Below are 21797 nucleotides of genomic sequence, written 5' to 3'. Positions count from 1 at the left end.
CGTACCCCCTTCTGTGCGAGCGCTCGCGTGAACACGTGGGCGCGGGTGCGGGAGCGGGCGTCGACACCGGACTACCCGTCGTTACGCTGCGTCAACCGGCTGCCCGGAACGAAGGGAACCAAGAGATGGCCGACCACGACGAGGAGCGGGACTACTCTGCCGCACTCCGCACGGCCGAGCGGCTGCTGGGCATGCCGTTGGAGCGCTTTCTCGAACCCGGTGCGGGAGAGCCCGCCAACGCGGCGGACTTCAAGCGCCTCGCCACGGTCCACACCTTCGGCGACGCGTGGCCCCGGACCGAGGTCCTCGACCTCCGCACCCGGGCCCTGGTGTCGGTGACGATCGCGGCGACCCTGGGCACCCTCGAACCGCTGCGCGGGCAGCTGCGCATCGCCCTCAACAACGGGGTCGGCCCGGAGGAGATCGTCGAGGCGTTCATTCACATCGAGGCCTACGCCGGTGCCGCGCGCGCCTTCGACAGCTACCGGGTCGCCCGCGAGGTCTTCGCCGAGACGGCCACCGGTTAGCCGACGGTTAGCCGACCACGTGCCCGTTCAGCACCACCCGACGAGGCGCCGCCAGCACGCGTACGTCGGCCCGCGGGTCGGATTCGTAGACGACGAGGTCGGCCGCGGCGCCCTCCTCCAGGCCCGGGCGGCCGAGCCAGGCGCGGGCCGACCAGGTCGTCGCCGCGAGGGCCTCCACCGCGGGGATGCCGGCGGTGACGAGTTCCGCGACCTCGGCCGCCACCAGGCCGTGCGGCAGGGTGCCGCCCGCGTCCGTGCCGACGAAGACCGGGATGCCGGCGTCGTAGGCGGAGCGGACCGTGTCGTAGCGGCGTTCGTGGAGCCGGCGCATATGGGCCGACCAGCGGGGGTACTTGGACTCGCCGCCGTCGGCCAGCTTCGGGAAGGTCGCGATGTTCACGAGGGTGGGGACGATCGCCACCCCGCGCTCGGCGAACAGGGGGATCAGGTCGTCCGTGAGGCCGGTGGCGTGCTCGATGCAGTCGATGCCCGACTCGACCAGGTCGCGCAGCGAGGACTCGGCGAAGCAGTGCGCCGTCACGCGGGCGCCCAGCCGGTGGGCCTCCGCGATGCCCGCCTCGACCGCCTCGCGCGGCCAGGTGGGCGCGAGGTCCCCGAGGTCGCGGTCGATCCAGTCGCCGACCAGCTTGACCCAGCCGTCGCCGCGCCGGGCCTCCTGGGCAACGTAGGCGACCAGGTCCTCCGGCTCGATCTCGTGGGCGTAGCCGCGGATGTAGCGGCGGGTACGGGCGATGTGCCGGCCGGCCCGGATGATCTTCGGCAGGTCCTCGCGGTCGTCGATCCAGCGGGTGTCGGAGGGCGAGCCGGCGTCGCGGATCAGCAGGGCGCCCGTCTCGCGGTCGGTCAGGGCCTGCTTCTCCGCGATGTCGTCGTCGACCGGGCCGTGTGCCCCGAGGCCCACGTGGCAGTGCGCGTCGACGAGGCCGGGCAGGGCCCAGCCCTCGACGGTTCGCACGTCGCGCGCGCCCGCGGGGCGGTCGTAGGAGATCCGGCCGTCGACGACCCACAGCTCGTCCCGGACGTCGTCGGGCCCGACGAGGACCCGGCCCTTCAGGTGCAGCACAACCCCGCGATCGCTCATGCACCGCACCTTAGTGACCGGCTAGGGCGTGTTGCCCACCTGGTCCGAGGTCTCCTCCTCCACCTCGGCCATCGCCGGGTCGAGGAGGCGAGAGAGGAAGTGGCGGGTGCGTTCGTGCTGCGGGTTGCCGATGACCTGGTCGGGGGTGCCGTCCTCGACGATCACTCCGCCGTCCATGAAGACGACCCGGTCGGCGACCTCGCGCGCGAAGGTCATCTCGTGGGTGACGACCATCATCGTCATGCCCTCGTCGGCGAGCATGCGCATGACGGCGAGGACATCCCCCACCAGCTCCGGGTCCAGCGCCGACGTCGGCTCGTCGAACAGCATCACCGCGGGGCCCATCGCGAGGGCGCGGGCGATGGCGACGCGCTGCTGCTGGCCGCCGGAGAGGGAGGACGGGTAGGCCGCGGCCTTCTCCGACAGGCCGACCCGCTCCAGGTTCTCGGCGGCGACCTTCGCGGCCGCGGCCTTGTCCCGCTTGAGCACCCGGCGCTGCGGCAGCGTGAGGTTCTCGGTCACCGTGAGGTGCGGGAACAGGTTGAACTGCTGGAAGACCATGCCGATACGGCGGCGTACGGCGTCGATGTCGACGTCCTCGTCGGTCAGCTCGGCGCCGCCGACGAAGACCTGGCCCTTGGAGGGCTCTTCCAGCAGGTTCACGCAGCGCAGGAGGGTCGACTTGCCCGAGCCGGACGGGCCGATGACGCACACGACCTCGCCCTGGTTGATCTGCAGGTCGATGCCGCGCAGCACCTCGTTGTCGCCGAAGGACTTGTGCAGGCCGCGGACTTCGATCTCCGGGCCGGTCCTGAGAAGGCTCTCGCTCATTTCACGGCCTCCTGGGCCTTCGCCTCCATGCGGCGTACGACGAAGCCGAGCGGGATCGTGACCAGCAGGTAGCACAGGCCCGCGACCAGGATCGGCGTGGAGTTGGCGGTCTGGCTGGCCAGGTCACGGCCGAACTTGGACAGTTCCCGCTCCTCCAGCGTCACACCGAGGAACAGCACCAGCGAGGAGTCCTTGAAGAGCAGGACGAGCTCGTTGGTCAGCGGCGGGAGGATGATCCGGAAGGCCTGCGGGATGATGATCGAGATCATGGCGCGGGCGGGCGAGAAGCCGAGCGAGCGCGCCGCCTCCATCTGCCCCTTGGGCACCGCCTGGATGCCCGCGCGGATCGTCTCCGCCATGTACGCGGCCGCCACCAGGCCGAGCGCGAGCGCGACCTTGCCGTAGGTGCCGCCCGGGATCTCCGTGCCCGGGAAGGCCAGCGGCACGGCGACACCGATGAAGATGAAGATCAGCAGGGCGGGCAGCCCGCGGAAGATCTCGATGTAGATGCCGGCGAGCCAGCGGTAGGGGCCCACGGACGACAGCCGCATCAGCGCGATCACCATGCCGAGGACCAGTCCGACGACGAAGCCGGACAGGGTGTAGAGCACGGTGTTCTTCAGCGCGAGCGTGATGACGTCCGGGAACATCTGCTCGGCGATGTCGCCCTGCGCGAACTGGTTCTGCAGGCGCCCCCAGTCGGCCGCGACCGCGAAGGCGATCACGGCCGCGACGAAGACGACGTACTGGATGCCGCGCGACAGGCTGCGCTTCTGACGCCGGGTCAGGCCCTTCTTCCTGGGCTGCTTCGGCTGGAGTTGTACGTCTGTGTCGGCCATGGGGTCAGGCGGCGGGCGAGGCAGAGGCGGCGGACTCGTCGTACGGGCCGATCCACTGCTCGTACAGCTTCTTGTACGTGCCGTCGGCCTTGGCGTCCGCGATGGCCTTGTTGATGGCCTCGCGAAGCTTGGTGTTGCCCTTCTTCACCGTGAAGCCGTACTGCTCACCGGTGTTGATCTGCTCGGCGACGTCGAAGGCGGCGGCGTTGGCCTTGTCCTTCAGCCAGCCCTGGACGACCGGGTAGTCGATGACGACCGCTTCGACCTGGCCGGTGCGCAGGCCGTTGAGGACGGCGTCGGAGGACTCGAAGGAGACCGGGTCCAGGCCCTTGCTCTTGGCGTAGTCCTCGCCGGTCGTCTGCGCCTGGGCGCCGACCTTCTTGCCCTTGAGGTCCGCGAAGGAGGAGATGCCGCTCTTCTTGTCGACGAGGACGGCCTGGGTGGCCTCGAAGTACGGGTCCGAGAAGTCGACGTTCTTCTTGCGCTCCTCGGTGATCGTCATGCCGGCGGCGGCGAGGTCGCAGCTGCCGGCGTTGAGGGAGCCGCCGGTCTTGAAGTTCTCGAAGGGCTGGTCGACGATCGTCTGCTTCACACCGAGGTCGTCCGCGACCAGGTCGATGAGGGCGACGTCGAAGCCCTGCACCTTGCCGTCGATCTCCGACTGGAAGGGCGGGTACGGCAGGTGGGTGCAGGTGGTGAGCTGGCCCGCCTTGACGACTTCGACACCGCCGGCGGCCGTCTTCGTACCACTGCCGCCGCTGTCGTCGGAGGAGCAGCCGGCCACGAGCACCAGCCCGGCCGTCGCGGTGGTGGCGGCCAGAATGCGGGTCCGGCGCCCGAAGGTCGTCTTCACGGGGAGCCTCCTGTGAGGGAACTGTAGCTTCCGATTATAAGGAGAGGTTTGAGGTCCTCAAACACAACTGATGGTTAGGGGGCTGTTTGACCTAAGAAGTCGGTAGCGGGATGGGGTGTTTGGGCGCCCGGTTACGCTCGTCACATCCACCTGCGGACCCGAGAGAGCTGAGAGAGCGACGTGAGCCCCGCCGTGAACCACCCCTTCCTGGACCTGGCCCCGCTGAGCGCCTCCCGCTTCGCCGCGATCGAGGACCGGGTGGCCCGGCTGCTCGGGACCGGGCAGGACGTCGTGATCATGCAGGGTGAGGCGCTGCTGCCGCTGGAGGGGGCGATCCGGGGGACCGCCGGGCCCGGTACGACCGCGCTGAACGTGATCACCGGGCCGTACGGGCAGACCTTCGGGGACTGGCTGCGGGACTGCGGCGCGACGGTGATCGATCTGGCGGTGCCGTTCCACACGGCGGTCACGGCCGATCAGATCCGGTCGGCCTTCGCCGAGCACCCCGAGATCGACTTCGTGTCCCTGGTGCACGCGGAGGCGGCCACCGGCAACACCAATCCCGTCGCCGAGATCGGTGAGGTCGTGCGGGCGCACGGGGCGCTGTTCTACCTGGACGCCGTGGCGTCGATCGGTGCGGAGCCGGTGCTGCCGGACGCCTGGGGCGTCGACCTGTGCGTGATCGGGGCGCAGAAGGCGATGGGCGGTCCTGCCGGGGTGTCGGCGGTGTCGGTGAGCGAGCGGGCGTGGGCCCGGATGGCGGCGAATCCGCGGGCGCCGCGGCGGTCGTATCTGTCGCTGCTGGACTGGAAGGAGCGGTGGATCGACGGGGGCCGGAAGGCACTGCTGCACGCGCCGGCACAGCTGGAGATGCTGGCGCTGGAGGCATGCGTGGAGCGGATCGAGGCGGACGGGCCGGATGCCGTGATGGCCCGGCACCGGGCCGCTGCGCTGTCCGCTCGGGCCGGGGCGGTGGCGCTGGGCGGGGGTCTGGAGCCGTATGTGCACGACGTCGCGGATGCGGCGCCGGTCGCCACGACGCTTCGGGTGCCTGCCGGGGTGGTGGCGTCCGAGGTCGTGGGTCGGGCGTTGGCGATCGACGCTGCGCTGCCGCTGGCTGCGGGGGGTGGGGCATTGGCCAAGGAGATGATCCGGGTGAATCACTACGGGGTGGATGCGACGGTCGGTGCGGTGCGGGGGTGCGTGGCGGCGCTGGGCGCTGCGCTGGCGGAGGCCGGGCTGAAGGTGGATGTCGAGGGGGCCTTGCGTGCCGTGGAGGACGCCTGGCGGTAGTCGTCGGCCGGGGCCCGTCCTTGCTCGCCCCCGCCGCCCTTTCCCGTCCCGAACCCGGGGGCTCCGCCCCCGGACCCCCACATCGGCCTGAACGGCCTGGTCCTCACACGCCGGACGGGCCGGCACGGCCGGACCGCTCCGGTCCGGTGAACGCCACCCGAGAAACGGCGCCATGCTCCCCTCATGACTACCGACGCGCCCACCCACCTCCCCGACGGCCGCCCGTCGGAGCTGACGTTGCTCGGACTGGTGCAGCATCTCGCGGAGTGTGAGCGGAACTGGTTCCAGCGGGTGGTCGGGGTAGAGGTCAGTATGCGGTGGGTGTTGATTCACATGATCGAGGAGTACGCGCGGCACAACGGTCACGCCGACATTCTGCGAGAGTGCATCGACGGTGTTACCGGAGCCTGAATTCAACGTAATTCCAGGAATTCTTTTCAGGGGCAGCTTCCCATCCTCTTCTGCCCGCTTTTTCTGGACCTAAACGCAAAGATTCCGCGAACACCAACCGACGTAATTCGGGCAGGTCTCGTGAGAGTTACATGGCTGTGACGCGTTCCACATCGTGACCGATTTGGGATGGATTAGCCGGGCAAACTCGGGCGTTTCGCACCCTCTCGGCGGTATCACTCACGCCCGCGTGATAACACATCCGACGCCCATACGTAACCCCTGACGGCAATGCAATTTTGAATTTCCCTCGGTAAATTCAATTCGCATGACTGCCGCACAAGCAGACCTGCAAATCGACCGACCGGCGGTGGCCGACGGGGCCGCGCTGTGGCGGATTGCCCGTGACTCCAAGGCCCTCGACCTCAACTCGTCGTACAGCTATCTGCTGTGGTGTCGCGACTTCGCAGGCACGTCGGCCGTCGCCCGCAACGAGCGCGGGGAGCCGGTCGGCTTCATCACCGGATACGTACGGCCGGAGCGCCCGCACACCCTGCTCGTCTGGCAGGTGGCCGTGGACGACGCCTACCGCGGACGCGGCATCGCCGCCGCGCTGCTCGACGGGCTCGTCGCACGGGTCGGTGGCGAGTACGGCGTGACGAGCGTCGAGACCACCATCACACCCGGCAACACCGCCTCCGAACGCCTGTTCGGCGCCTTCGCCGAGCGGCACAGCGCCGCTCTGGAGCGCGAGGTGCTGTTCCCCACAAACCTTTTCCCGGACGGACCGCACGACGCCGAAGTCCTGTACCGCATCGGTCCCTTCTCCCTCTGACTTCCCCCCACGCAACGAGGAGCGATTCGTCGTGACCATCACCCAGCCCGACCTCAGCGTCTTCGAGACCCTCGAGTCCGAGGTGCGCAGCTACTGCCGCGGCTGGCCCACCGTCTTCGACCGCGCGCGCGGCAGCCGTATGTACGACGAGGACGGCCACGAGTACCTGGACTTCTTCGCCGGCGCGGGCTCGCTGAACTACGGGCACAACAACCCGGTCCTGAAACGGGCCCTGATCGACTACCTGGAGCGTGACGGCGTCACGCACGGGCTCGACATGTCCACGAGCGCCAAGCGTGCCTTCCTGGAGTCCTTCCAGAACATCGTGCTGCGGCCGCGTGACCTGCCGTACAAGGTCATGTTCCCGGGCCCCACGGGCACCAACGCCGTGGAGTCGGCGCTCAAGCTGGCGCGGAAGGTGAAGGGCCGCGAGGCCATCGTGTCCTTCACCAACGCCTTCCACGGCATGTCCCTGGGCTCCCTCGCCGTGACCGGCAACGCCTTCAAGCGGGCCGGGGCGGGCGTCCCGCTCGTGCACGGCACGCCGATGCCGTTCGACAACTACTTCGACGGCACGGTCGAGGACTTCCTGTGGTTCGAGCGGCTCCTGGAGGACCAGGGCTCCGGCCTCAACAAGCCCGCCGCCGTGATCGTGGAGACCGTGCAGGGCGAGGGCGGCATCAACGTCGCCCGCCCGGAGTGGCTGCGCGCCCTGTCCGAGCTGTGCAAGCGGCAGGACATGCTGCTGATCGTCGACGACATCCAGATGGGCTGCGGCCGTACCGGTGCCTTCTTCTCCTTCGAGGAGGCGGGCATCACCCCGGACATCGTCACCGTGTCCAAGTCCATCAGCGGCTACGGACTGCCCATGTCGCTGTGCCTGTTCAAGCCCGAGCTGGACATCTGGGAGCCGGGCGAGCACAACGGCACCTTCCGCGGCAACAACCCCGCCTTCGTCACCGCCACCGCCGCGCTGGAGACGTACTGGACCGACGGGTCCGCGATGGAGAAGCAGACCCGCAAGCGCGGCGAGCAGATCGAGCAGGCGTTCATCTCCATCACCGAGGAGAACCTCGCCGATGTGCGGGAGTACCGCGGGCGCGGGCTCGTGTGGGGCCTGGAGTTCCACGACAAGGAGCGCGCCGGACGAGTGGCGAAGCGCGCCTTCGAGCTGGGCCTGCTCATCGAGACGTCGGGCCCCGAGAGCGAGGTCGTGAAGCTGCTTCCGGCGCTCACGATCACCCCGGACGAGCTGGACGAGGGTCTCAGCATCCTCGCCCGCGCCGTGCGGGAAACCATCTGAAACACCACCTAGGAGGCATCGCAGCACCGTGATCGTCCGTTCGTTCAAGGAGATCGAAGGCACCGACCGCCACGTGAAATCGGCGTCCGGTACCTGGGAGAGCAAACGCATCGTCCTCGCCAAGGAGAGGGTCGGCTTCTCGCTGCACGAGACGATCCTGTACGCGGGTACGGAGACGTCGATGTGGTACGCGAACCACATCGAGGCCGTCGTCTGTGTCGAGGGCGAGGCCGAGCTGACCGACCACGAGACCGGGCGGACGCACGCGATCACGCCCGGGACCATGTACCTCCTGGACGGGCACGAGAGGCACACGCTGCGGGTCAAGAAGGACTTCCGCTGCATCTGCGTCTTCAACCCGCCTGTGACCGGCCGGGAGGACCACGACGAGAACGGCGTATACCCGTTGCTCACCGAGCCCGAGGAGGTGTGAGAAACCCATGACCACCGTCACCGATCTCTACCCCAGCCGCGGCGCCACCGAGGTGTCGACCCCGCGCCAGGACCCCGTTGTGTGGGGCTCCCCCGACACGCCGGGGCCGATCGGGGCCACCGAACTCCAGTCGTTCGAGCGCGACGGCTTCCTGGCCATCGACCAGCTCATCACGGACGACGAGGTGGCCGTCTACGCACAGGAGTTGGAGCGGCTGGTCACCGACCCGGCGATCCGTGCCGACGAGCGGTCGATCATCGAGCCGCAGTCCAAGGAGATCCGGTCCGTCTTCGAGGTGCACAAGATCAGTGAGGTGTTCGCCTCCCTGGTGCGCGACGAGCGGGTCGTCGGCCGGGCTCGGCAGATCCTCGGCTCGGACGTGTACGTCCACCAGTCGCGGATCAACGTCAAGCCGGGCTTCGGGGCCAGTGGGTTCTACTGGCACTCCGACTTCGAGACCTGGCATGCCGAGGACGGTCTGCCGAACATGCGGACGGTGTCCGTCTCGATCGCGCTGACCGAGAACTACGACACCAACGGCGGGCTCATGATCATGCCCGGCTCCCACCGGACCTACCTCGGGTGCGCGGGGGCCACGCCGAAGGACAACTACAAGAAGTCCCTCCAGATGCAGGACGCGGGCACGCCGTCCGACGAGGCGCTGACGAAGATGGCCTCCGAGTACGGCATCAAGCTCTTCACGGGCAAGGCCGGTTCGGCGACCTGGTTCGACTGCAACTGCATGCACGGCTCCGGCGACAACATCACGCCGTTCCCGCGCAGCAACGTGTTCATCGTCTTCAACAGCGTCGAGAACACGGCCGTCGACCCCTTCGCGGCCCCGATCCGCCGCCCGGAGTTCATTGGCGCGAGGGACTTCACCCCGGTGAAGTGACCTCGCGTCCGTGAGGTGACCCTCACAGCCACGCCAGCGACGCGGCACGCTCCAGTACGTTCTGTGCGGCGGCCGCGTCGCCGGTGGTGCCTCTTGGGACTGTGGCCGGGGACTGCCGGCCGCCGATCAGGAGGCAGAAGTCGACCGGGTCGAGGGCGAGTTCGGTCCGTACGGGCTCGTCCTCGGAACCCAGTACCCATTCCTCGCCCCCGGTGACCGAGAAGAGCACCGGGGGCGCGGTGGGTCCCAGGGACAGGCCGAGGATGCGGACGGCGAGGCGGATCAGCTGCCTCAGGTGCCGTTCGGACGGCGGCGGGACGGTGAGGCCGAGCGCGCGGCCGATGTCGTCGGTGTGGATCCAGGTCTCGAAGGCGCGCACCAGGAAGTGCTCGGCGACGGGCAGCCGCAGCCCCATCAACGTCACGGCCCGGGCGGCGAGTTCGACGTCGTGGGCCTCGGATGCGCCGAGCAGTTCGTCCGCCTGCGCGGCCCAGTCGGCCACGGTCTCCTTAGGCGTACGGCCGTGCTCATGGGCGATGACCTCCGCCGTACGGCGGTTCCAGGCGTCCTCCCACTGCGGGCCCTCCTCGACCGGCGTGGGCGGCACTCGGGAGCTCGCGCCGAGCCGGGCGGCCAGGTGCTCGTCGGCGGCGAGGAGGTGGGCGACGGTGGCGTGCGCGTCCCAGTCGTGCACGACCGGCGTGGCCCAGCGGCCCGCAAGCTCGGGCAGCAGCGCCTTCAGCCCGGCGACGGCGGCGGCGTAGGGCGCGGCGTGCGGGGCGACACCGGGGCCCGCGGCCGGGCGCGTGCGCAGGTCGAGGGACGGCGCGGGCGGCGTCCCGTCGGCCGGCCACCCCGCGGGAGCCCGCAGCGGCGGCCCCTCCAGCAGTCGTACCGTCTCCCGCAGCCGCGCCGCCTCCGCCGCGCAGCTCGCGCACTCGGCGAGGTGCGCCGGGACCGCCTTCTCCTCGGCCGGTTCGAGGGCGCCGAAGGCCCACGCGGCCAGCAGCTCACGTACCGCCTCGTGATCGTCGGTCACCGCGCGCCTTCTCTCCGTGCCCGTCCCCGGTTCGTGCCCCTCTCGCCATCATGCGCCTGTTTCGAGCGCCGGGTTCGGTGGAATGGTGCGGCTCCATGGCGGGTGCGGGTGCATCGTGGCTCGTCGCGCAGTTCCCCGCTCCCCTTGAGCGGCTGCGCCGCCCCAAGGCGCCCGTGGTTCAGGAAGACAGGACGTTCAGCAACCGGTCGACATCCTCCGGGGTGTTGTAGAGGTGGAAGGCCGCGCGCAGGTTGCCCGCGCGGTCGGAGACCTCGATGCCGGCCGCGCTCAACTCGGGCTGGCGGTGGCCGAGTCCGGGCACGGACACGATCGCCGAGCCGGGGGCCGGCACCGGTTCGTGGCCGAGCGTGGCGAGTCCCGCGCGGAAGCGGTCGGCGATGGCGAGGTCGTGGGCCTGGATGGCGCTCACGCCGAGTTCCTCGATCAGCTCCAGGGAGGTGCGCAGCCCGGCGAAGGTGAAGAGGCCGGGGCTGATGTCGAAGCGGCGTGCGGAGCGGGCGAGGTTCTCGACGGGGCCGTAGCAGCTGTCCCAGGGGACCTCTCCGGCGACCCAGCCGGCGAGCAGCGGGGTCAGCCCGCCGAAGTCCTCGGGGACGACGCAGAACGCGGCTCCGTGCGGGCCCATGAGCCACTTGAAGCCGACGGCGGCGAGGAAGTCGTACTCGCCGGCCTCCATCGGCAGCCATCCGGCGGACTGGGAGGCGTCGACATAGGTGCGCGCCCCGTGTGCGCGGGCCGCCGCGCGCACCGCGGGCAGGTCGGCTACGCGGCCGTCGGCGGACTGCGCGGAGCTGACGGCGACGAGCGCGGTGTCCGGGCGGACGGACTCGGCGAGACGGTCCAGCGGGACCGCGCGCACCTTGAGGTCGCCGCGCATGTGGAAGGGGTTCACGAGGGAGGCGAAGTCGGCCTCCGCGGTGAGGACTTCGGCTCCGGCCGGCAGCGAGGCGGCGATCAGCCCGCCGTACTCGGCGACCGAGGCCCCGGTCGCGACCCGCTCGACGGGGACGCCGGCCAGCCGGGCGAAGGAGGCACGGACGGCCTCCACGTCCTCGTACAGCGGGCCGAGCGGTGTGCCCTCGGCCCGCATCCGCACGGCCTGCTCCACGGCCGTCACGGTGCGGGCCGGCAGCAGGCCGTTGCTCGCGGTGTTGAGATAGACGTTCTTCGGGGCGAACTCGGCACGGACGAGGGTCTCGAAGGTCTCCATGGCTCCACTCTGAGCCCTCGGCACCTCTCGGTCCATTGCGATTCTTTGCGTGGTTTCACCAAGCGATGCTTATGGATCGGCCCTGACCTGCGCGTTCGGTCAGTGCTGCGGCACCGCGCAGCCGTCCGGACCGCATGCGTCCGCGTCGCCCTGGTCGATCAGCGTCAGCGGCGACCGCTCGCCCCACGCCTGCGTGAGCGCCTGCTCGAAGACCTCGGCGGGCTGGGCGCCGGAGACGCCGAACTTGCGGTCGAGGACGAAGAACGGCACCCCGGTGGCGCCGAGCTGGGCCGCCTCGCGCTCGTCGGCGCGGACCTCGTCGGCGTAGGCGTCCGGGTCGGCGAGGACCTTGCGGGCGTCGTCGGCGTCGAGACCGGCGGCGACGGCCAGCTCCACGAGCCGCTCCTCGCCCTCGGCGAAGACGGACCGCTCCTCGGCGAAGTTCGCCCGGTAGAAGATCTGGATCAGCGCGTCCTGCTTGCCCTGCTCCTTGGCGAGGTGCAGGAGCCGGTGCATGTCGAAGGTGTTGCCGTGGTCGCGGCCCTCGGTGCGGTACGCGAGGCCCTCCGCGGCGGCCTGCGCGCCGAGGTTCTCCTCACCGGCCTGTGCCTGCACCGCGCTCATGCCGTACTTCCTGGTGAGCATCGTGATCACGGGCTGGATGTCGCCCTTGGCGCGCCCGGGGTCCAGCTCGAACGAGCGGTGCACCACCTCGACCTGCTCGCGGTGCGGGAAGGCCTGAAGCGCCTTCTCGAAGCGGGCCTTGCCCACATAGCACCAGGGGCAGGCGATGTCGCTCCAGATCTCGACGCGCATGTCTGTGGCTCTCTCCAGGTCGTACGGATACGGAGACACCCTCCGCAGACTGGATGAACGTTCAAGCAGCGGGGTTCATTCCCCGGTCACGCAGAACCGCAGGTTCAGGTGGCGGTCACCGTCGGCGGGCGGGTCGTCGGGGTCGGGCAGCCAGCCCCGGCCTGCGTAGAAGGTCTGCGCACGCCGGTTGTCCACGTGCACGTCCAGCACGGCCGTGCGCTTGCCGTCGGCCTGCCACTCCTCCACGCAGGCCGCGTGCAGGGCGGTGCCGACGCCACGGCCCCGACGGTCGGGGTCGACATGGAACTGGAACAGCCTGACCGTGTCCGCAGGGGTGCCCTCGGGGGTGCGGAAGGACGCGACGGCGACGATCCGGCCCTGCTCGACCACGCACAGCACATGATCCTCGGGCCGCTCGATGGCGGCGGACCAGGCGGCGGACGAGTCGGTGCCCTCCTCCGGGATGCCGTCCGGGTGGTACGCCGCCCGGGCGCGCGCGTGCAGGGCGGCGACGGTCTCCGCCTCGGCGGGCACGACGGTACGGATCACCCGGGCCGCGGTCACTCTGTCACCGATCATGCAACCGAGGACGTGACCCCGGCGGCTTCGGTTCCGGCCACGCCCGCGGTTGCGAGCCGGCTGAACTGCGCCCGGTAGCCGCTCGGCGTCAGCCCGGTACGGCGGACCAGATGCCCCCGCAGCGAGTCGGCCGTGCCCAGCCCGCAGGCGCGGGCCACCTGGTCCATGGGCAGGGCGGTGGTCTCCAGCAGCTCCTTGGCGCGCTCGATGCGCTGGTGGAGCAGCCACTGCAGCGGGCTCACCCCGCTCTCGGCGTGGAACCGGCGGGTGAGGGTGCGGACGCTGACGCCGGCGTGGCGGGCCAGGTCGGTGAGGGTGAGCGGTCTGTCGAGGTTGCGCATGGCCCAGCCGCGGGTGTCGGCGCAGGCGTTGCCGCGCTCGGGCGGCAACGGGGTCTGCGTGAACTGGGTCTGGCCGCCCGGCCGTACGGGCGCGACGAGGGCACGCCGGGCGACCTCGTTGGCGACGGCGGCGCCGTAGTCGGTGCGGATGATGTGCAGGCACAGGTCGATGCCGGCGGCGTAGCCGGACGAGGTGAGGTACGGCCCGTCCTGCACGTAGAGCACATCGCCCCGCAGGTCGACGTGCGGATAGCGGCGGCGCAGCTCCTCGGCGTGTGCCCAGTACGTGGTGGCGCGGCGCCCGTGCAGCAGGCCCGCCTCGGCGAGTTGGAAGGCGCCGGTGCACAGGGACGCGATCCGTTTGCCGGCGTCGGCCGCCGCGCGGACGGCGGTGACGATCCGCGACTCGGGCTCGAAGGGTTCCCCGGTCCCGGCGACGAGGACGGTGTCCGCCTCCCGTACGGCGTCGAGTCCGTGCCGTACGTACAGGTCGAGCCCGCCGCTGGTGGGCACCGGGCCCGGTTCGGCCGCGCAGATGACCACCTCGTAGCCCGGCCGCCCGGCCACCTCGACCTTGCCGAACAGCATCTCCGGGATGGCGAGGTTGAACATCGAGACCGGCGACGGTGCGACGACGGCGATGCGGTGCGGGGCGCGCGGCTGGGGCATGGCCAGAACCTCCGGGAGCATGGCATTTTGGCCACTACTGTACGACGGCGCGGATCCGCAGCATGGAGGGCATGTCCACGAACCAGACCCTCACGGGCGATGAACTCGCCCTGTCCCCCGCCGGGTCGGGGCCCAAGAGGCCCTCGTCCGCGCTCACCCTCACCGCCGGCCTCCTCGGCTTCGCGCTGGTCTGCCTCGACGCGTCCATCGTGAACGTGGCCCTGCCCGCGATCGGTTCCTCCCTCGGGGGCGGAATGTCCGGGCTCCAGTGGGTGGTGGACGCCTACACGCTGGCGTTCGCCGCGCTGATGCTGTCCACCGGCGCGTTCTCGGACCGGGTGGGGGCGAGCCGGGCGTACGCGATCGGCGCCGCCGTGTTCACGCTCGCCTCGGCGGCCTGCGGTCTGGCGCCGAACCTGCCGGCGCTGATCGGCGCGCGGGTGGTGCAGGGCGTGGCGGCGGCCGTCGTGCTCCCGGCCTCGCTGGCGCTGGTGCGGCAGGCGTACGCCGATCCGGCGCGGCGTGCCCGTGCGGTGGCGGTATGGGCGGCGGGCGGGTCCGCGGCGGTGGCGCTGGGTCCGGTGGCGGGCGGTGTGCTGACCACGGCCTGGGACTGGCGCGGGATCTTCTTCGTCAACCTTCCCGTCGGCGCGCTGATCCTCGTGCTGCTGGTGCGGGCCCCGCGCTCGCAGCGCCGTCCGGCACCGCTGGACCTGCCCGGCCAGGTGACGGCGGTGGTGGCGCTCACGGCGCTGACGTTCGCGGTGATCGAGGGCGGGACGGCGGGCTGGGCGGCGCTGGCGGTGGCCGTGGTGGCGCTGGCGGCGTTCCTCCGGGTCGAGGCACGTCACCCGCACCCGGTCGTCCCGCTGAGCCTGTTCCGCGACCGGACGGTCGCGGTGACGGTCGCCGCGGGGGCGGCGGTCAGCGTGGCCTTCTACAGCATGGTGTTCGTCTTCTCGCTCTTCTTCCAGCAGGTACAGGGCCGTTCGGCGCTCCAGGCCGGGCTGATGTTCCTGCCGATGACGGGTCTGATCGCGGTGACGAACGTGGTGGCGGGCAAGCTCGCGGGACGCCACGGCGCCCGGCTGCCCATGCTGGTGGGGCAGGGCCTGGCCGTCGCGGGCCTGCTCGCGATGCTGTACGTCGACGCGGACACGCCTCCGACGCTGGTGGCCCTGCTCCTCGTCCCCATGGCGCTGGGCTGCGCGCTGACGGTGCCGCCGCTCACCGCGGCGATGATGGACGCCGTACCCGCCGAACGGGCGGGCCTGGCGGCCGGCGTGCTCAACGCGGCGCGGCAGATGGCCGGGGCGCTGGGCATCGCCGTCTTCGGGGCGCTGATCTCGGACGGGTTCGTGGCGGGGATGCGGCTGAGCCTGGGGATCAGCGCGGCCCTGCTCGCGGTGACGGGTCTGCTCAGCTTCCGTCTCGCAGGTCCTTCGGCCAGTCGGGCCTGAACTCGAGGTGGTCGTACGTCACCACGCACCCCTCCCCCATCGGTGACTGCGTCATGAAGCCGACGAGGGCCGCGCCGGTCTCCTCCTCGTCGCCGAGGGTGAAGAGGCGGACGAAGGTCCACCGTTCGCCGTCGCGGGAGGCGTGGAAGGCGAAGGCACGGCCGGTCCGGCTCACCCGCAGCCACACCGAACTCCCCTCCACGGTGAAGGAGTTGGCGTCGTCGGAGTGGCCCCGGGTGACGACCGTGCAGACGGTGGGCACGTCCGGGGAGTACTCCAGGCACAGCTTGGCCCAGGCCCGCTCGCCGACGTGGACGTAGAGCACCCCGGCGTCGAAGGCGCCCGCGAACCCGACGGTGACGCGGGCGATCAGCTGGAAGTCGCCCTCGGGCGCCCCGAGCAGCCGGGGCGCGTCGGCGGCGGCATCCAGGGCCTCCCCGGTGGGCGGCACGAAACGGTCCTGCCGGGCGCCGGCCCAGCCGGAGAGCATGCCGTCCTCGTAGGACCAGTGGCCGTCGGGGCCGTAGGTGCGCAGTGGGAAAGGCAGTTCGGGGAGTTTCAGGTCCATGGCGGGATTCTTCCAGGCGGGGCGTGACGGCGGGGGCCCCAGGGGGCCCGGTCAGCGCGACTGGAGTGCGTCCAGGGCCACGGCCTGGGCGATGGCGAGACGCAGGTCGAGATCGGGCGAGGCCACGTCGACGAGATAGCGGTCGCGCAGGCCTATCTTCTTGTCGACGCTCATCACCTGCTTGTCGCCCGAGGTGAAGTCGAAGTGGTACGGCCACACGAACGGCACCAGGTCGAGCGGCAGCAGTTCCCAGACCCGGCGCAGCACGGCCACGACGCGGTTGCGCTCCCGCCCGACGGCGGCGACCGAGCCCGGCTGGTCCAGTTCCCATGTCGAGCGCAGCAGGGAGGCGGCGAACTTCTTGCGGAACGTGCCGACGGGGTTGTCCGCCGCGTCCCGCACGTCGTAGACGGCGCCGACGTCGATGACCTGGCGGGCCTGGGCGGTGAACAGGACGCGGTTCTTGGACTCGTCGGTGTAGAAGGTCATCCGCTCCTTGAGCGTCATCCGCTTCTGCTCGGCGAAGGCAAGGACCCGGCCCTCGGAGCCGTCGGGCAGCGCCTCGGCCACGACATACCGGTTGATCATGAAGGTGGTCTTCTGCCGGATGGTGAACCGCTCGTTCGCCTGCTGTCGTGCACTGTCCACTGTTGCGCTCCCCGAGCCGGTGGTCCCTGCCGCCGGCTCCGTCGTCCGGCGGATCCATCCTCACCGCGCGGTGCGGCCCGGGGCAGTCTCCGTAAGTCGTCGTCCGCAGCGACCAAAGATGACGGCTGCGCCGGGGGCGGGGTGTTCACTTTCGTCGTTCGCGGGTGCGCCGAAGGGCGGATGCGGGCCCGGGCGGCGGCTGTCTATCGTCTGCGCGTGGACGTAGCAGTGATACCCCGTACCGACCGCCCGCTCCGCGCCCGGCTCCTCGCCGCCTCCCCGTGGCCCCGTAAGCGGATCATCGGGGAGGTCGTGCTCACCGTCGTGCTCGCCGGGACGGCGGGCCTCTTCGACGGCGATGCCGGGTTCGGAGCGCGGGGCGTCGCCGTGGGCCTGGCCGTCGCCGTGCTGTCGCCGGCCCGCCGCTCGCTGCCGGCGACGGTGCTGCTCGTCTCGTCCGCCATGGCCGGGGCCGTGGGCGGCGCGGCGCTGCTGCTGATGTACGCGAGCTGGTCGGCGGGCAGCCGCATCATGCGTCCCGGGCGGGCGCTGGCCGCGTACGCCGCGGGATTCGTCCTCTACCTCGCCGTGGGCGTCCACAGCGCTGCCGGCGAGGAGTTCCAACTGTCGCTGCTCATGACGGCCGCGCTGGCGGCGGGCACGTTTCTGGCGCTGGTGATCGTGCCGGGGCTCGCCTCCCGCTATCGCGCCCAGCGTCACGCGCTGCTCGACGCCCTGCGGCGGCACAACACCCAACTGGTGCGCGAGCAGGCGATGGTGGCGCGGCAGGCCCGCCTCCTCGAACGGCAGCGCATCGCCCAGGACATGCACGACAGCCTCGGCCACCAGCTCGCCCTGATCGCCGTGCACACCGGGGCGCTGGAGGTGGACCCGGAGCTCGGCGAACGGCAGCGGGAAGGGGTGGGCATCCTCCGGGAGGCCTCCAGGGCGGCGATGCGGGAGCTGCGCGAGGCGGTGGGCATCCTGCGGGACGGCGTCGAGGCGCCTGCCGGACAGCGGCCGGACCAGGCCGACGCCGAGCCCCCGACGGCCCGTGTGGCGGCCGCCGTCGACGGTCTCGTCGAGGCGTCGCGGGCCGCGGGCGCGGCGATCGAGCTGCACCGCTCCGGCACCGTACGTCCCCTTGCGCCCGCCGCCGACCACGCGGCGTACCGCATCGCCCAGGAGGGCCTGACCAACGCGCACAAGCACGCGCCGGGCGCCCCGATCACGGTGGCCCTGCGCTATGAACCGGACAGCCTGGTGGTCGAGGTGGCCAACGGGCCCGTGCCGGCCGGGGCACCCGCGGCCCCGCCCGCGGTGAGCGGCGGCCAGGGCCTGGCGGGCCTGCGGGAGAGGGCCCGGCTGGTCGGCGGCATGGTGCACACCGGCCCCGGCCCCGACGGCGGCTTCCGCCTCGCCGGTGTGCTGCCCTACGGCGGTGGCGAGACCGGGCCCCGCCCGGACGGCGCGACCTCCGTCGCCTCCGACGACGACTTTCGGGGGCAGTTCGGTGGGGGCGCGGCGGGCGACGGTGGAGCGGTCATCGACCGTTCCGATCCGCAAGGGGAGTTCGCCGCCATCATGAGCAGCAAGAAGAAGGTCGCCCTCGGCTGTGCCGTCACCTCCGTCGTCCTCGTCGTGGGCGTTCTCGCCCTCGGGGCCTGGGGGTTGATGGCGCTGTTCGACGAGGTGGAGAGCGGCACCATATCCGCGAAGGTGTACAAGTCCGCGAAGGTCGGCGACGCCGAGAAGGACGTGAAGGCCAAGCTGCCGGAGGGCAGTTCCCTGCTCACCGAGGGCCAGGAGAAGAACGGCCCGCCGCTCCCCGAGGGCGCGACGTGCCGTCACTATCTGGACATCGACGACGACATCGTCTACCGGTTCTGCTTCCGCGACGGGAAGCTGGTCGCGAAGGAGACCTACAAGGACGAGATCTGAACTGCGGCATCCAGGTCGCACAGGTGACCGGATCGGGCATGATGGCGGGGCTCTGCCATCCGCTCATCACACCGACACCGTGCAGGAGGCCGCGTGATCCGGGTCCTCGTCGCCGACGACGAGCCGCTCATCCGGGCCGGCATCAGGATGATCCTCACCTCTGCCGACGACATCGACGTCGTCGCCGAGGCGGCGGACGGCCGGGAGGCGGTGGAGACCGCCCGGAGCACCGCGGTCGACGTGGCACTGCTGGACATCCAGATGCCGGTGATGGACGGGCTGACCGCGCTGGCCGAGCTCGGCCGGGCCGCACCGGGGGTACGCGCGCTGATCCTGACCACGTTCGGCGAGCGCGACAACGTCCTGCGGGCCCTCGGCCACGGCGGCGCGGGCTTCCTGCTGAAGGACTCCGCGCCGCAGGAGCTCATCCACGCGGTGCGGGCGGCGGCGGCCGGCAACGCCTATCTGTCCCCCGCCGCCACCAAGCACGTCGTGGACACCCTCGCCTCCCCCGCCGCCACCGCGCGCGGCGAGGAGGCGCGCCGACGGTTGGCCGACCTGACCGCACGCGAACGCGAGGTCCTGGCCCTGCTGGGCGAGGGCCTGTCCAACGCGGACGCGGGGGCCCGCCTGCACATGAGCGAGGCCACGGTGAAGACGTACGTCAGCCGCATCCTGACCAAGCTCGACTGCGAGAACAGGGTGCAGGCGGCCCTCCTGGCCCGGGACGCGGGCCTGGAGGCGGACCGGGGCTGACGCGGACGAACCTCAGCGCTCCAGCGTGCCGTTGAACCGCCGGGGCAGCCCCAGCGGGTTGTCGTCCCGCAGCTCCGCGGGAAGCAGCGCCTCGGGCGCACCCTGATAGGCGACCGGCCGCAGCCACCGTTCGATCGCGGTGCCGCCCACCGACGTCGACGTCGAGGTCGTCGCCGGGTACGGACCGCCGTGATGCTGGGCCGGCGCCACGGCGACACCCGTGGGCCACCCGTTGACCAGCACGCGACCGGCCAGCGGCGTCAGCTCCGCGAGGATCTCCGCGCCGCGCCCCTCGCCCGCCGCCTCCTCGGCCGACAGGTGAACCGTCGCCGTGAGGTTGCCGGGCAGCCGGGACAGCACGGCCTGGGCCTCGGCGTCGTCGTCGTAGCGGACGATGACCGTCACCGGCCCGAAGCACTCCTCCAGGAGCAGGTCGTACGCCCCCTCGGCGGTCAGCTTCTCGGCCGCGACCGTCAGGAACCCGGCGCTGACCGTGTGCTCCCCGCCCGCCCCCGGCGTCACCGGCGACTCCACGTCGGGCAGTTCGGTGCGCTCGGCGACCCCGGCGATGAAGTTGTCCCGCATCCGGTGGTCCAGCAGAACCCCCGCCTCGGTGTCACTGACGGCGTCCGTGAGCGACTTCAGCAGCCGGTCACCGGCGGCACCGCTCGGCGCGAGCACGAGCCCGGGCTTCACACAGAACTGGCCGACGCCCAGCGTCATCGAGCCGGCCAGCCCCGTGCCGATGGCCTCGGCCCGCTCGGCGGCGGCGGCCTCCGTGATCACGACGGGGTTCAGGGAGCCCAGTTCGCCGTGGAAGGGGATCGGGACGGGACGGGCGGCGGCGGCGTCGAAGAGGGCACGACCGCCCCGTACCGAACCGGTGAAGCCGGCTGCGGCGACCAGCGGGTGCTTGATCAGCTCGATGCCGCCCTCGAAGCCGTGCACCAGACCCACCACACCCGCCGGGATCCCGTGCTCGGCGGCAGCCGTGCGCAGCACCTTGGCGACCAGCTCGGACAGCGCCGGGTGGTCCGGGTGGGCCTTGACGACGACGGGACAGCCCGCGGCCAGCGCGCTCGCGGTGTCGCCGCCGGCGACGGAGAAGGCGAAGGGGAAGTTGGAGGCCGAGTAGACGGCGACGACGCCGAGGGACACCTTGTAGCGGCGCAGGTCCGGGATGGGCGGGGTCGCGGTGTCGTCGGGGTGGTTGATGACGATGTCGAGGAAGGCGCCCTCGTCGACGATGTCCGCGAAGGCCCTCAGCTGGTAGCAGGTGCGGGCGAGTTCGCCGGTGAGGCGGACCGGGCCGAGCGCGGTCTCGGCGTCGGCGGCCTCGACGAGGTGGTCCTTGGCGGCCTGCAGCCGGTCGGCGGCGCTGCGCAGGAAGGCCGCGCGGACCGTGCGGTCGACGAGCGCACCACGCGCCTCGTGCGCGGCGCGGACGGCGGCGTCCACCTCCTGGGCTGTGGCCTCCACCGCAACCTGTTCACGCTGCTTCCCGGTTCGGGGGTCGACACTCCAGACTGGTGCTGCTGCCACCGCGGGTCCCTCCACATGTAATGCCGCAGTACTGGGTCATCCACCAGGGTCGTTCGATATACTGAACGCTGTCTCTGATGATGAATACGCTTCGGAGACTATTTCCCGTCGAACGAAGGGGTCAAGGGCGATGTCGGCTGTCGAGACGGGGGGCGGAGCGCAGGTCAAGTCCGCGGTACGGACGGTTGAACTGCTCGAATACTTCGCCGGACGCCCCGGTATGCACTCCCTCGCCGCGGTCCAGGAGGCCGTCGGTTACCCCAAGTCGAGTCTGTACATGCTGCTGCGCACGCTCGTGGAGCTGGGCTGGGTGGAGACGGACGCGACGGGCACGCGGTACGGCATCGGTGTACGGGCGCTGCTGGTCGGCACCTCGTACATCGACGGCGACGAGGTGGTCGCGGCGGCGCGTCCGACGCTGGACCGTCTCTCGGACGACACGACGGAGACGATCCACCTGGCCCGTCTGGACGGCACGAACGTCGTCTACCTGGCCACCCGCCAGTCCCAGCACTACCTGCGCCCCTTCACCCGGGTCGGCCGCCGGCTCCCGGCCCACTCGACCTCCCTCGGCAAGGCGCTGCTGAGCACCTACACGGACGAACAGGTCCGCAAGATGCTCCCGGAGACGCTCCCCGCGCTGACCGAGAACACGATCACCGACCGCGAGAAGCTCATCGAGGAGCTGCACCAGGTCCGCGACCAGGGCTTCGCCGTCGACCGCGAGGAGAACACCCTCGGCCTGCGCTGCTTCGGCGTGGCGATCCCGTACCGCACGCCGGCCCGCGACGCGATCAGCTGCTCGGTGCCGGTGGCACGGCTGACGCCCGCGCACGAGCAGATGGTGAAGGACGCACTGTTCGACGCGCGGGACCGGCTGACGCTGGCCACTCGTAGGCTCTGACC

At 71.2% G+C, this 21797-nt stretch carries 22 protein-coding genes and 1 pseudogene; 11 read left to right on the top strand and 12 right to left on the bottom strand.

Annotation, left to right across the window (positions count from 1 at the left end):
- Positions 1-125 precede the first annotated feature (125 nt).
- A complete protein-coding gene (locus OG331_RS37335) occupies positions 126-527 on the top strand; it encodes a carboxymuconolactone decarboxylase family protein (RefSeq protein ID WP_406204832.1) in 402 nt (133 codons plus the stop codon).
- A 7-nt stretch (positions 528-534) separates the two neighbouring features.
- Here OG331_RS37335 and OG331_RS37330 read toward each other — a convergent pair whose 3' ends face one another.
- From OG331_RS37330 to OG331_RS37315, 4 genes are read right to left on the bottom strand one after another with little or no spacing between them, the layout of a single operon-like run.
- On the bottom strand, positions 535-1629 hold the full coding sequence (locus tag OG331_RS37330; protein WP_406204830.1) for an amidohydrolase family protein: 1095 nt from the start codon (positions 1627-1629) through the stop codon (positions 535-537).
- Between the two features lie 21 nt (positions 1630-1650).
- Entirely contained in the window at positions 1651-2460 is an 810-nt protein-coding gene (locus tag OG331_RS37325) for an amino acid ABC transporter ATP-binding protein (protein ID WP_406204827.1), read from the bottom strand.
- Positions 2457-3299, bottom strand: coding sequence for an amino acid ABC transporter permease (locus tag OG331_RS37320; RefSeq protein WP_362378573.1), 843 nt, complete (start codon positions 3297-3299; stop codon positions 2457-2459). The genes OG331_RS37325 and OG331_RS37320 overlap by 4 nt, the downstream gene beginning before the upstream one ends.
- Positions 3300-3303: 4 nt before the next feature.
- The gene (locus OG331_RS37315; protein ID WP_406204825.1) at positions 3304-4152 is read right to left on the bottom strand and encodes a transporter substrate-binding domain-containing protein; all 849 of its coding nucleotides are present in this window, start codon (positions 4150-4152) and stop codon (positions 3304-3306) included.
- Positions 4153-4344: 192 nt separating this feature from the next.
- On the opposite strand from OG331_RS37315, the gene OG331_RS37310 reads away from it, so the two are divergent.
- The 6 genes and pseudogenes from OG331_RS37310 (at position 4345) to thpD (ending at position 9301) form a co-directional block, all read left to right on the top strand.
- Positions 4345-5445 (top strand): pyridoxal-phosphate-dependent aminotransferase family protein, encoded by a 1101-nt coding sequence (locus tag OG331_RS37310; RefSeq protein ID WP_406210542.1) that lies wholly within the window; start codon positions 4345-4347, stop codon positions 5443-5445.
- A 192-nt stretch (positions 5446-5637) separates the two neighbouring features.
- Positions 5638-5856, top strand: a pseudogene (locus OG331_RS37305) (DUF664 domain-containing protein); the annotation flags it as partial.
- A 307-nt stretch (positions 5857-6163) separates the two neighbouring features.
- Positions 6164-6670, top strand: coding sequence for a diaminobutyrate acetyltransferase (gene ectA, locus OG331_RS37300; protein WP_406204822.1), 507 nt, complete (start codon positions 6164-6166; stop codon positions 6668-6670).
- Positions 6671-6701: 31 nt separating this feature from the next.
- Positions 6702-7973, top strand: a complete 1272-nt coding sequence (gene ectB, locus OG331_RS37295; RefSeq protein ID WP_406204819.1) for a diaminobutyrate--2-oxoglutarate transaminase — start codon at positions 6702-6704, stop codon at positions 7971-7973.
- 28 nt (positions 7974-8001) lie between these two features.
- Entirely contained in the window at positions 8002-8406 is a 405-nt protein-coding gene (locus OG331_RS37290) for an ectoine synthase (protein WP_328882499.1), read from the top strand.
- A gap of 7 nt (positions 8407-8413) precedes the next feature.
- Positions 8414-9301, top strand: a complete 888-nt coding sequence (gene thpD, locus OG331_RS37285; RefSeq protein WP_365062250.1) for an ectoine hydroxylase — start codon at positions 8414-8416, stop codon at positions 9299-9301.
- Positions 9302-9323: 22 nt separating this feature from the next.
- Here the strand turns inward: thpD and OG331_RS37280 are convergent, their stop codons facing one another.
- From OG331_RS37280 to OG331_RS37260, 5 genes are all read right to left on the bottom strand, one after another.
- On the bottom strand, positions 9324-10340 hold the full coding sequence (locus OG331_RS37280; RefSeq protein WP_406204814.1) for a maleylpyruvate isomerase family mycothiol-dependent enzyme: 1017 nt from the start codon (positions 10338-10340) through the stop codon (positions 9324-9326).
- A 178-nt stretch (positions 10341-10518) separates the two neighbouring features.
- Entirely contained in the window at positions 10519-11571 is a 1053-nt protein-coding gene (locus OG331_RS37275) for an aminotransferase class V-fold PLP-dependent enzyme (protein WP_406204812.1), read from the bottom strand.
- Positions 11572-11670: 99 nt separating this feature from the next.
- Positions 11671-12387, bottom strand: a complete 717-nt coding sequence (locus OG331_RS37270) for a DsbA family oxidoreductase (RefSeq protein WP_406204809.1) — start codon at positions 12385-12387, stop codon at positions 11671-11673.
- 75 nt (positions 12388-12462) lie between these two features.
- Positions 12463-12966 carry a GNAT family N-acetyltransferase gene (locus OG331_RS37265; protein WP_406204806.1) on the bottom strand — a complete coding sequence of 168 codons (504 nt, stop codon included), beginning with the start codon at positions 12964-12966 and terminating at the stop codon, positions 12463-12465.
- Positions 12963-13976, bottom strand: a complete 1014-nt coding sequence (locus OG331_RS37260; protein WP_406204803.1) for a GlxA family transcriptional regulator — start codon at positions 13974-13976, stop codon at positions 12963-12965. The genes OG331_RS37265 and OG331_RS37260 overlap by 4 nt, the downstream gene beginning before the upstream one ends.
- A 71-nt stretch (positions 13977-14047) precedes the next feature.
- On the opposite strand from OG331_RS37260, the gene OG331_RS37255 reads away from it, so the two are divergent.
- Entirely contained in the window at positions 14048-15436 is a 1389-nt protein-coding gene (locus OG331_RS37255) for an MFS transporter (RefSeq protein WP_406204800.1), read from the top strand.
- Here the strand turns inward: OG331_RS37255 and OG331_RS37250 are convergent.
- Both OG331_RS37250 and OG331_RS37245 read right to left on the bottom strand, forming a co-directional pair.
- Complete coding sequence (locus OG331_RS37250) at positions 15396-16004, bottom strand: DUF1349 domain-containing protein (RefSeq protein ID WP_406204797.1); 609 nt, start codon at positions 16002-16004, stop codon at positions 15396-15398. The genes OG331_RS37255 and OG331_RS37250 overlap by 41 nt on opposite strands.
- A gap of 51 nt (positions 16005-16055) precedes the next feature.
- The gene (locus tag OG331_RS37245; protein WP_406204794.1) at positions 16056-16652 is read right to left on the bottom strand and encodes a hypothetical protein; all 597 of its coding nucleotides are present in this window, start codon (positions 16650-16652) and stop codon (positions 16056-16058) included.
- Positions 16653-16832: 180 nt separating this feature from the next.
- Between OG331_RS37245 and OG331_RS37240 the strand changes: the two genes are divergently transcribed.
- Together OG331_RS37240 and OG331_RS37235 are read left to right on the top strand one after the other, a co-directional pair.
- Positions 16833-18593: a sensor histidine kinase gene (locus OG331_RS37240; RefSeq protein ID WP_406204791.1), complete on the top strand. Its 1761-nt coding sequence runs from the start codon at positions 16833-16835 to the stop codon at positions 18591-18593.
- 93 nt (positions 18594-18686) lie between these two features.
- Positions 18687-19349 (top strand): response regulator transcription factor, encoded by a 663-nt coding sequence (locus OG331_RS37235; protein ID WP_328882488.1) that lies wholly within the window; start codon positions 18687-18689, stop codon positions 19347-19349.
- Positions 19350-19361: 12 nt separating this feature from the next.
- On the opposite strand, the gene OG331_RS37230 is transcribed toward OG331_RS37235, so the two are convergent.
- Complete coding sequence (locus OG331_RS37230) at positions 19362-20891, bottom strand: aldehyde dehydrogenase (NADP(+)) (protein ID WP_406204788.1); 1530 nt, start codon at positions 20889-20891, stop codon at positions 19362-19364.
- A 130-nt stretch (positions 20892-21021) separates the two neighbouring features.
- On the opposite strand from OG331_RS37230, the gene OG331_RS37225 reads away from it, so the two are divergent.
- On the top strand, positions 21022-21795 hold the full coding sequence (locus OG331_RS37225) for an IclR family transcriptional regulator (protein WP_328882487.1): 774 nt from the start codon (positions 21022-21024) through the stop codon (positions 21793-21795).
- Positions 21796-21797: the final 2 nt, after the last annotated feature.

Source organism: Streptomyces sp. NBC_01017 (genome assembly GCF_045162795.1).
Lineage (GTDB): Bacteria > Actinomycetota > Actinomycetes > Streptomycetales > Streptomycetaceae > Streptomyces > Streptomyces machairae.
Note: the sequence above shows the minus strand (reverse complement) of the source record. Positions and strands in the feature narration are given on the sequence as shown.

Coding starts and splice junctions, on each gene's coding strand:
- OG331_RS37335 (WP_406204832.1), top strand. CDS start 126: ATGGCCGACCACGACGAGGAGCGGGACTACTCTGCCGCACTCCGCACG.
- OG331_RS37330 (WP_406204830.1), bottom strand. CDS start 1,629: ATGAGCGATCGCGGGGTTGTGCTGCACCTGAAGGGCCGGGTCCTCGTC.
- OG331_RS37325 (WP_406204827.1), bottom strand. CDS start 2,460: ATGAGCGAGAGCCTTCTCAGGACCGGCCCGGAGATCGAAGTCCGCGGC.
- OG331_RS37320 (WP_362378573.1), bottom strand. CDS start 3,299: ATGGCCGACACAGACGTACAACTCCAGCCGAAGCAGCCCAGGAAGAAG.
- ectA (WP_406204822.1), top strand. CDS start 6,164: ATGACTGCCGCACAAGCAGACCTGCAAATCGACCGACCGGCGGTGGCC.
- thpD (WP_365062250.1), top strand. CDS start 8,414: ATGACCACCGTCACCGATCTCTACCCCAGCCGCGGCGCCACCGAGGTG.
- OG331_RS37275 (WP_406204812.1), bottom strand. CDS start 11,571: ATGGAGACCTTCGAGACCCTCGTCCGTGCCGAGTTCGCCCCGAAGAAC.
- OG331_RS37270 (WP_406204809.1), bottom strand. CDS start 12,387: ATGCGCGTCGAGATCTGGAGCGACATCGCCTGCCCCTGGTGCTATGTG.
- OG331_RS37265 (WP_406204806.1), bottom strand. CDS start 12,966: ATGATCGGTGACAGAGTGACCGCGGCCCGGGTGATCCGTACCGTCGTG.
- OG331_RS37260 (WP_406204803.1), bottom strand. CDS start 13,976: ATGCCCCAGCCGCGCGCCCCGCACCGCATCGCCGTCGTCGCACCGTCG.
- OG331_RS37255 (WP_406204800.1), top strand. CDS start 14,048: ATGTCCACGAACCAGACCCTCACGGGCGATGAACTCGCCCTGTCCCCC.
- OG331_RS37250 (WP_406204797.1), bottom strand. CDS start 16,004: ATGGACCTGAAACTCCCCGAACTGCCTTTCCCACTGCGCACCTACGGC.
- OG331_RS37240 (WP_406204791.1), top strand. CDS start 16,833: ATGCGGGCCCGGGCGGCGGCTGTCTATCGTCTGCGCGTGGACGTAGCA.
- OG331_RS37225 (WP_328882487.1), top strand. CDS start 21,022: ATGTCGGCTGTCGAGACGGGGGGCGGAGCGCAGGTCAAGTCCGCGGTA.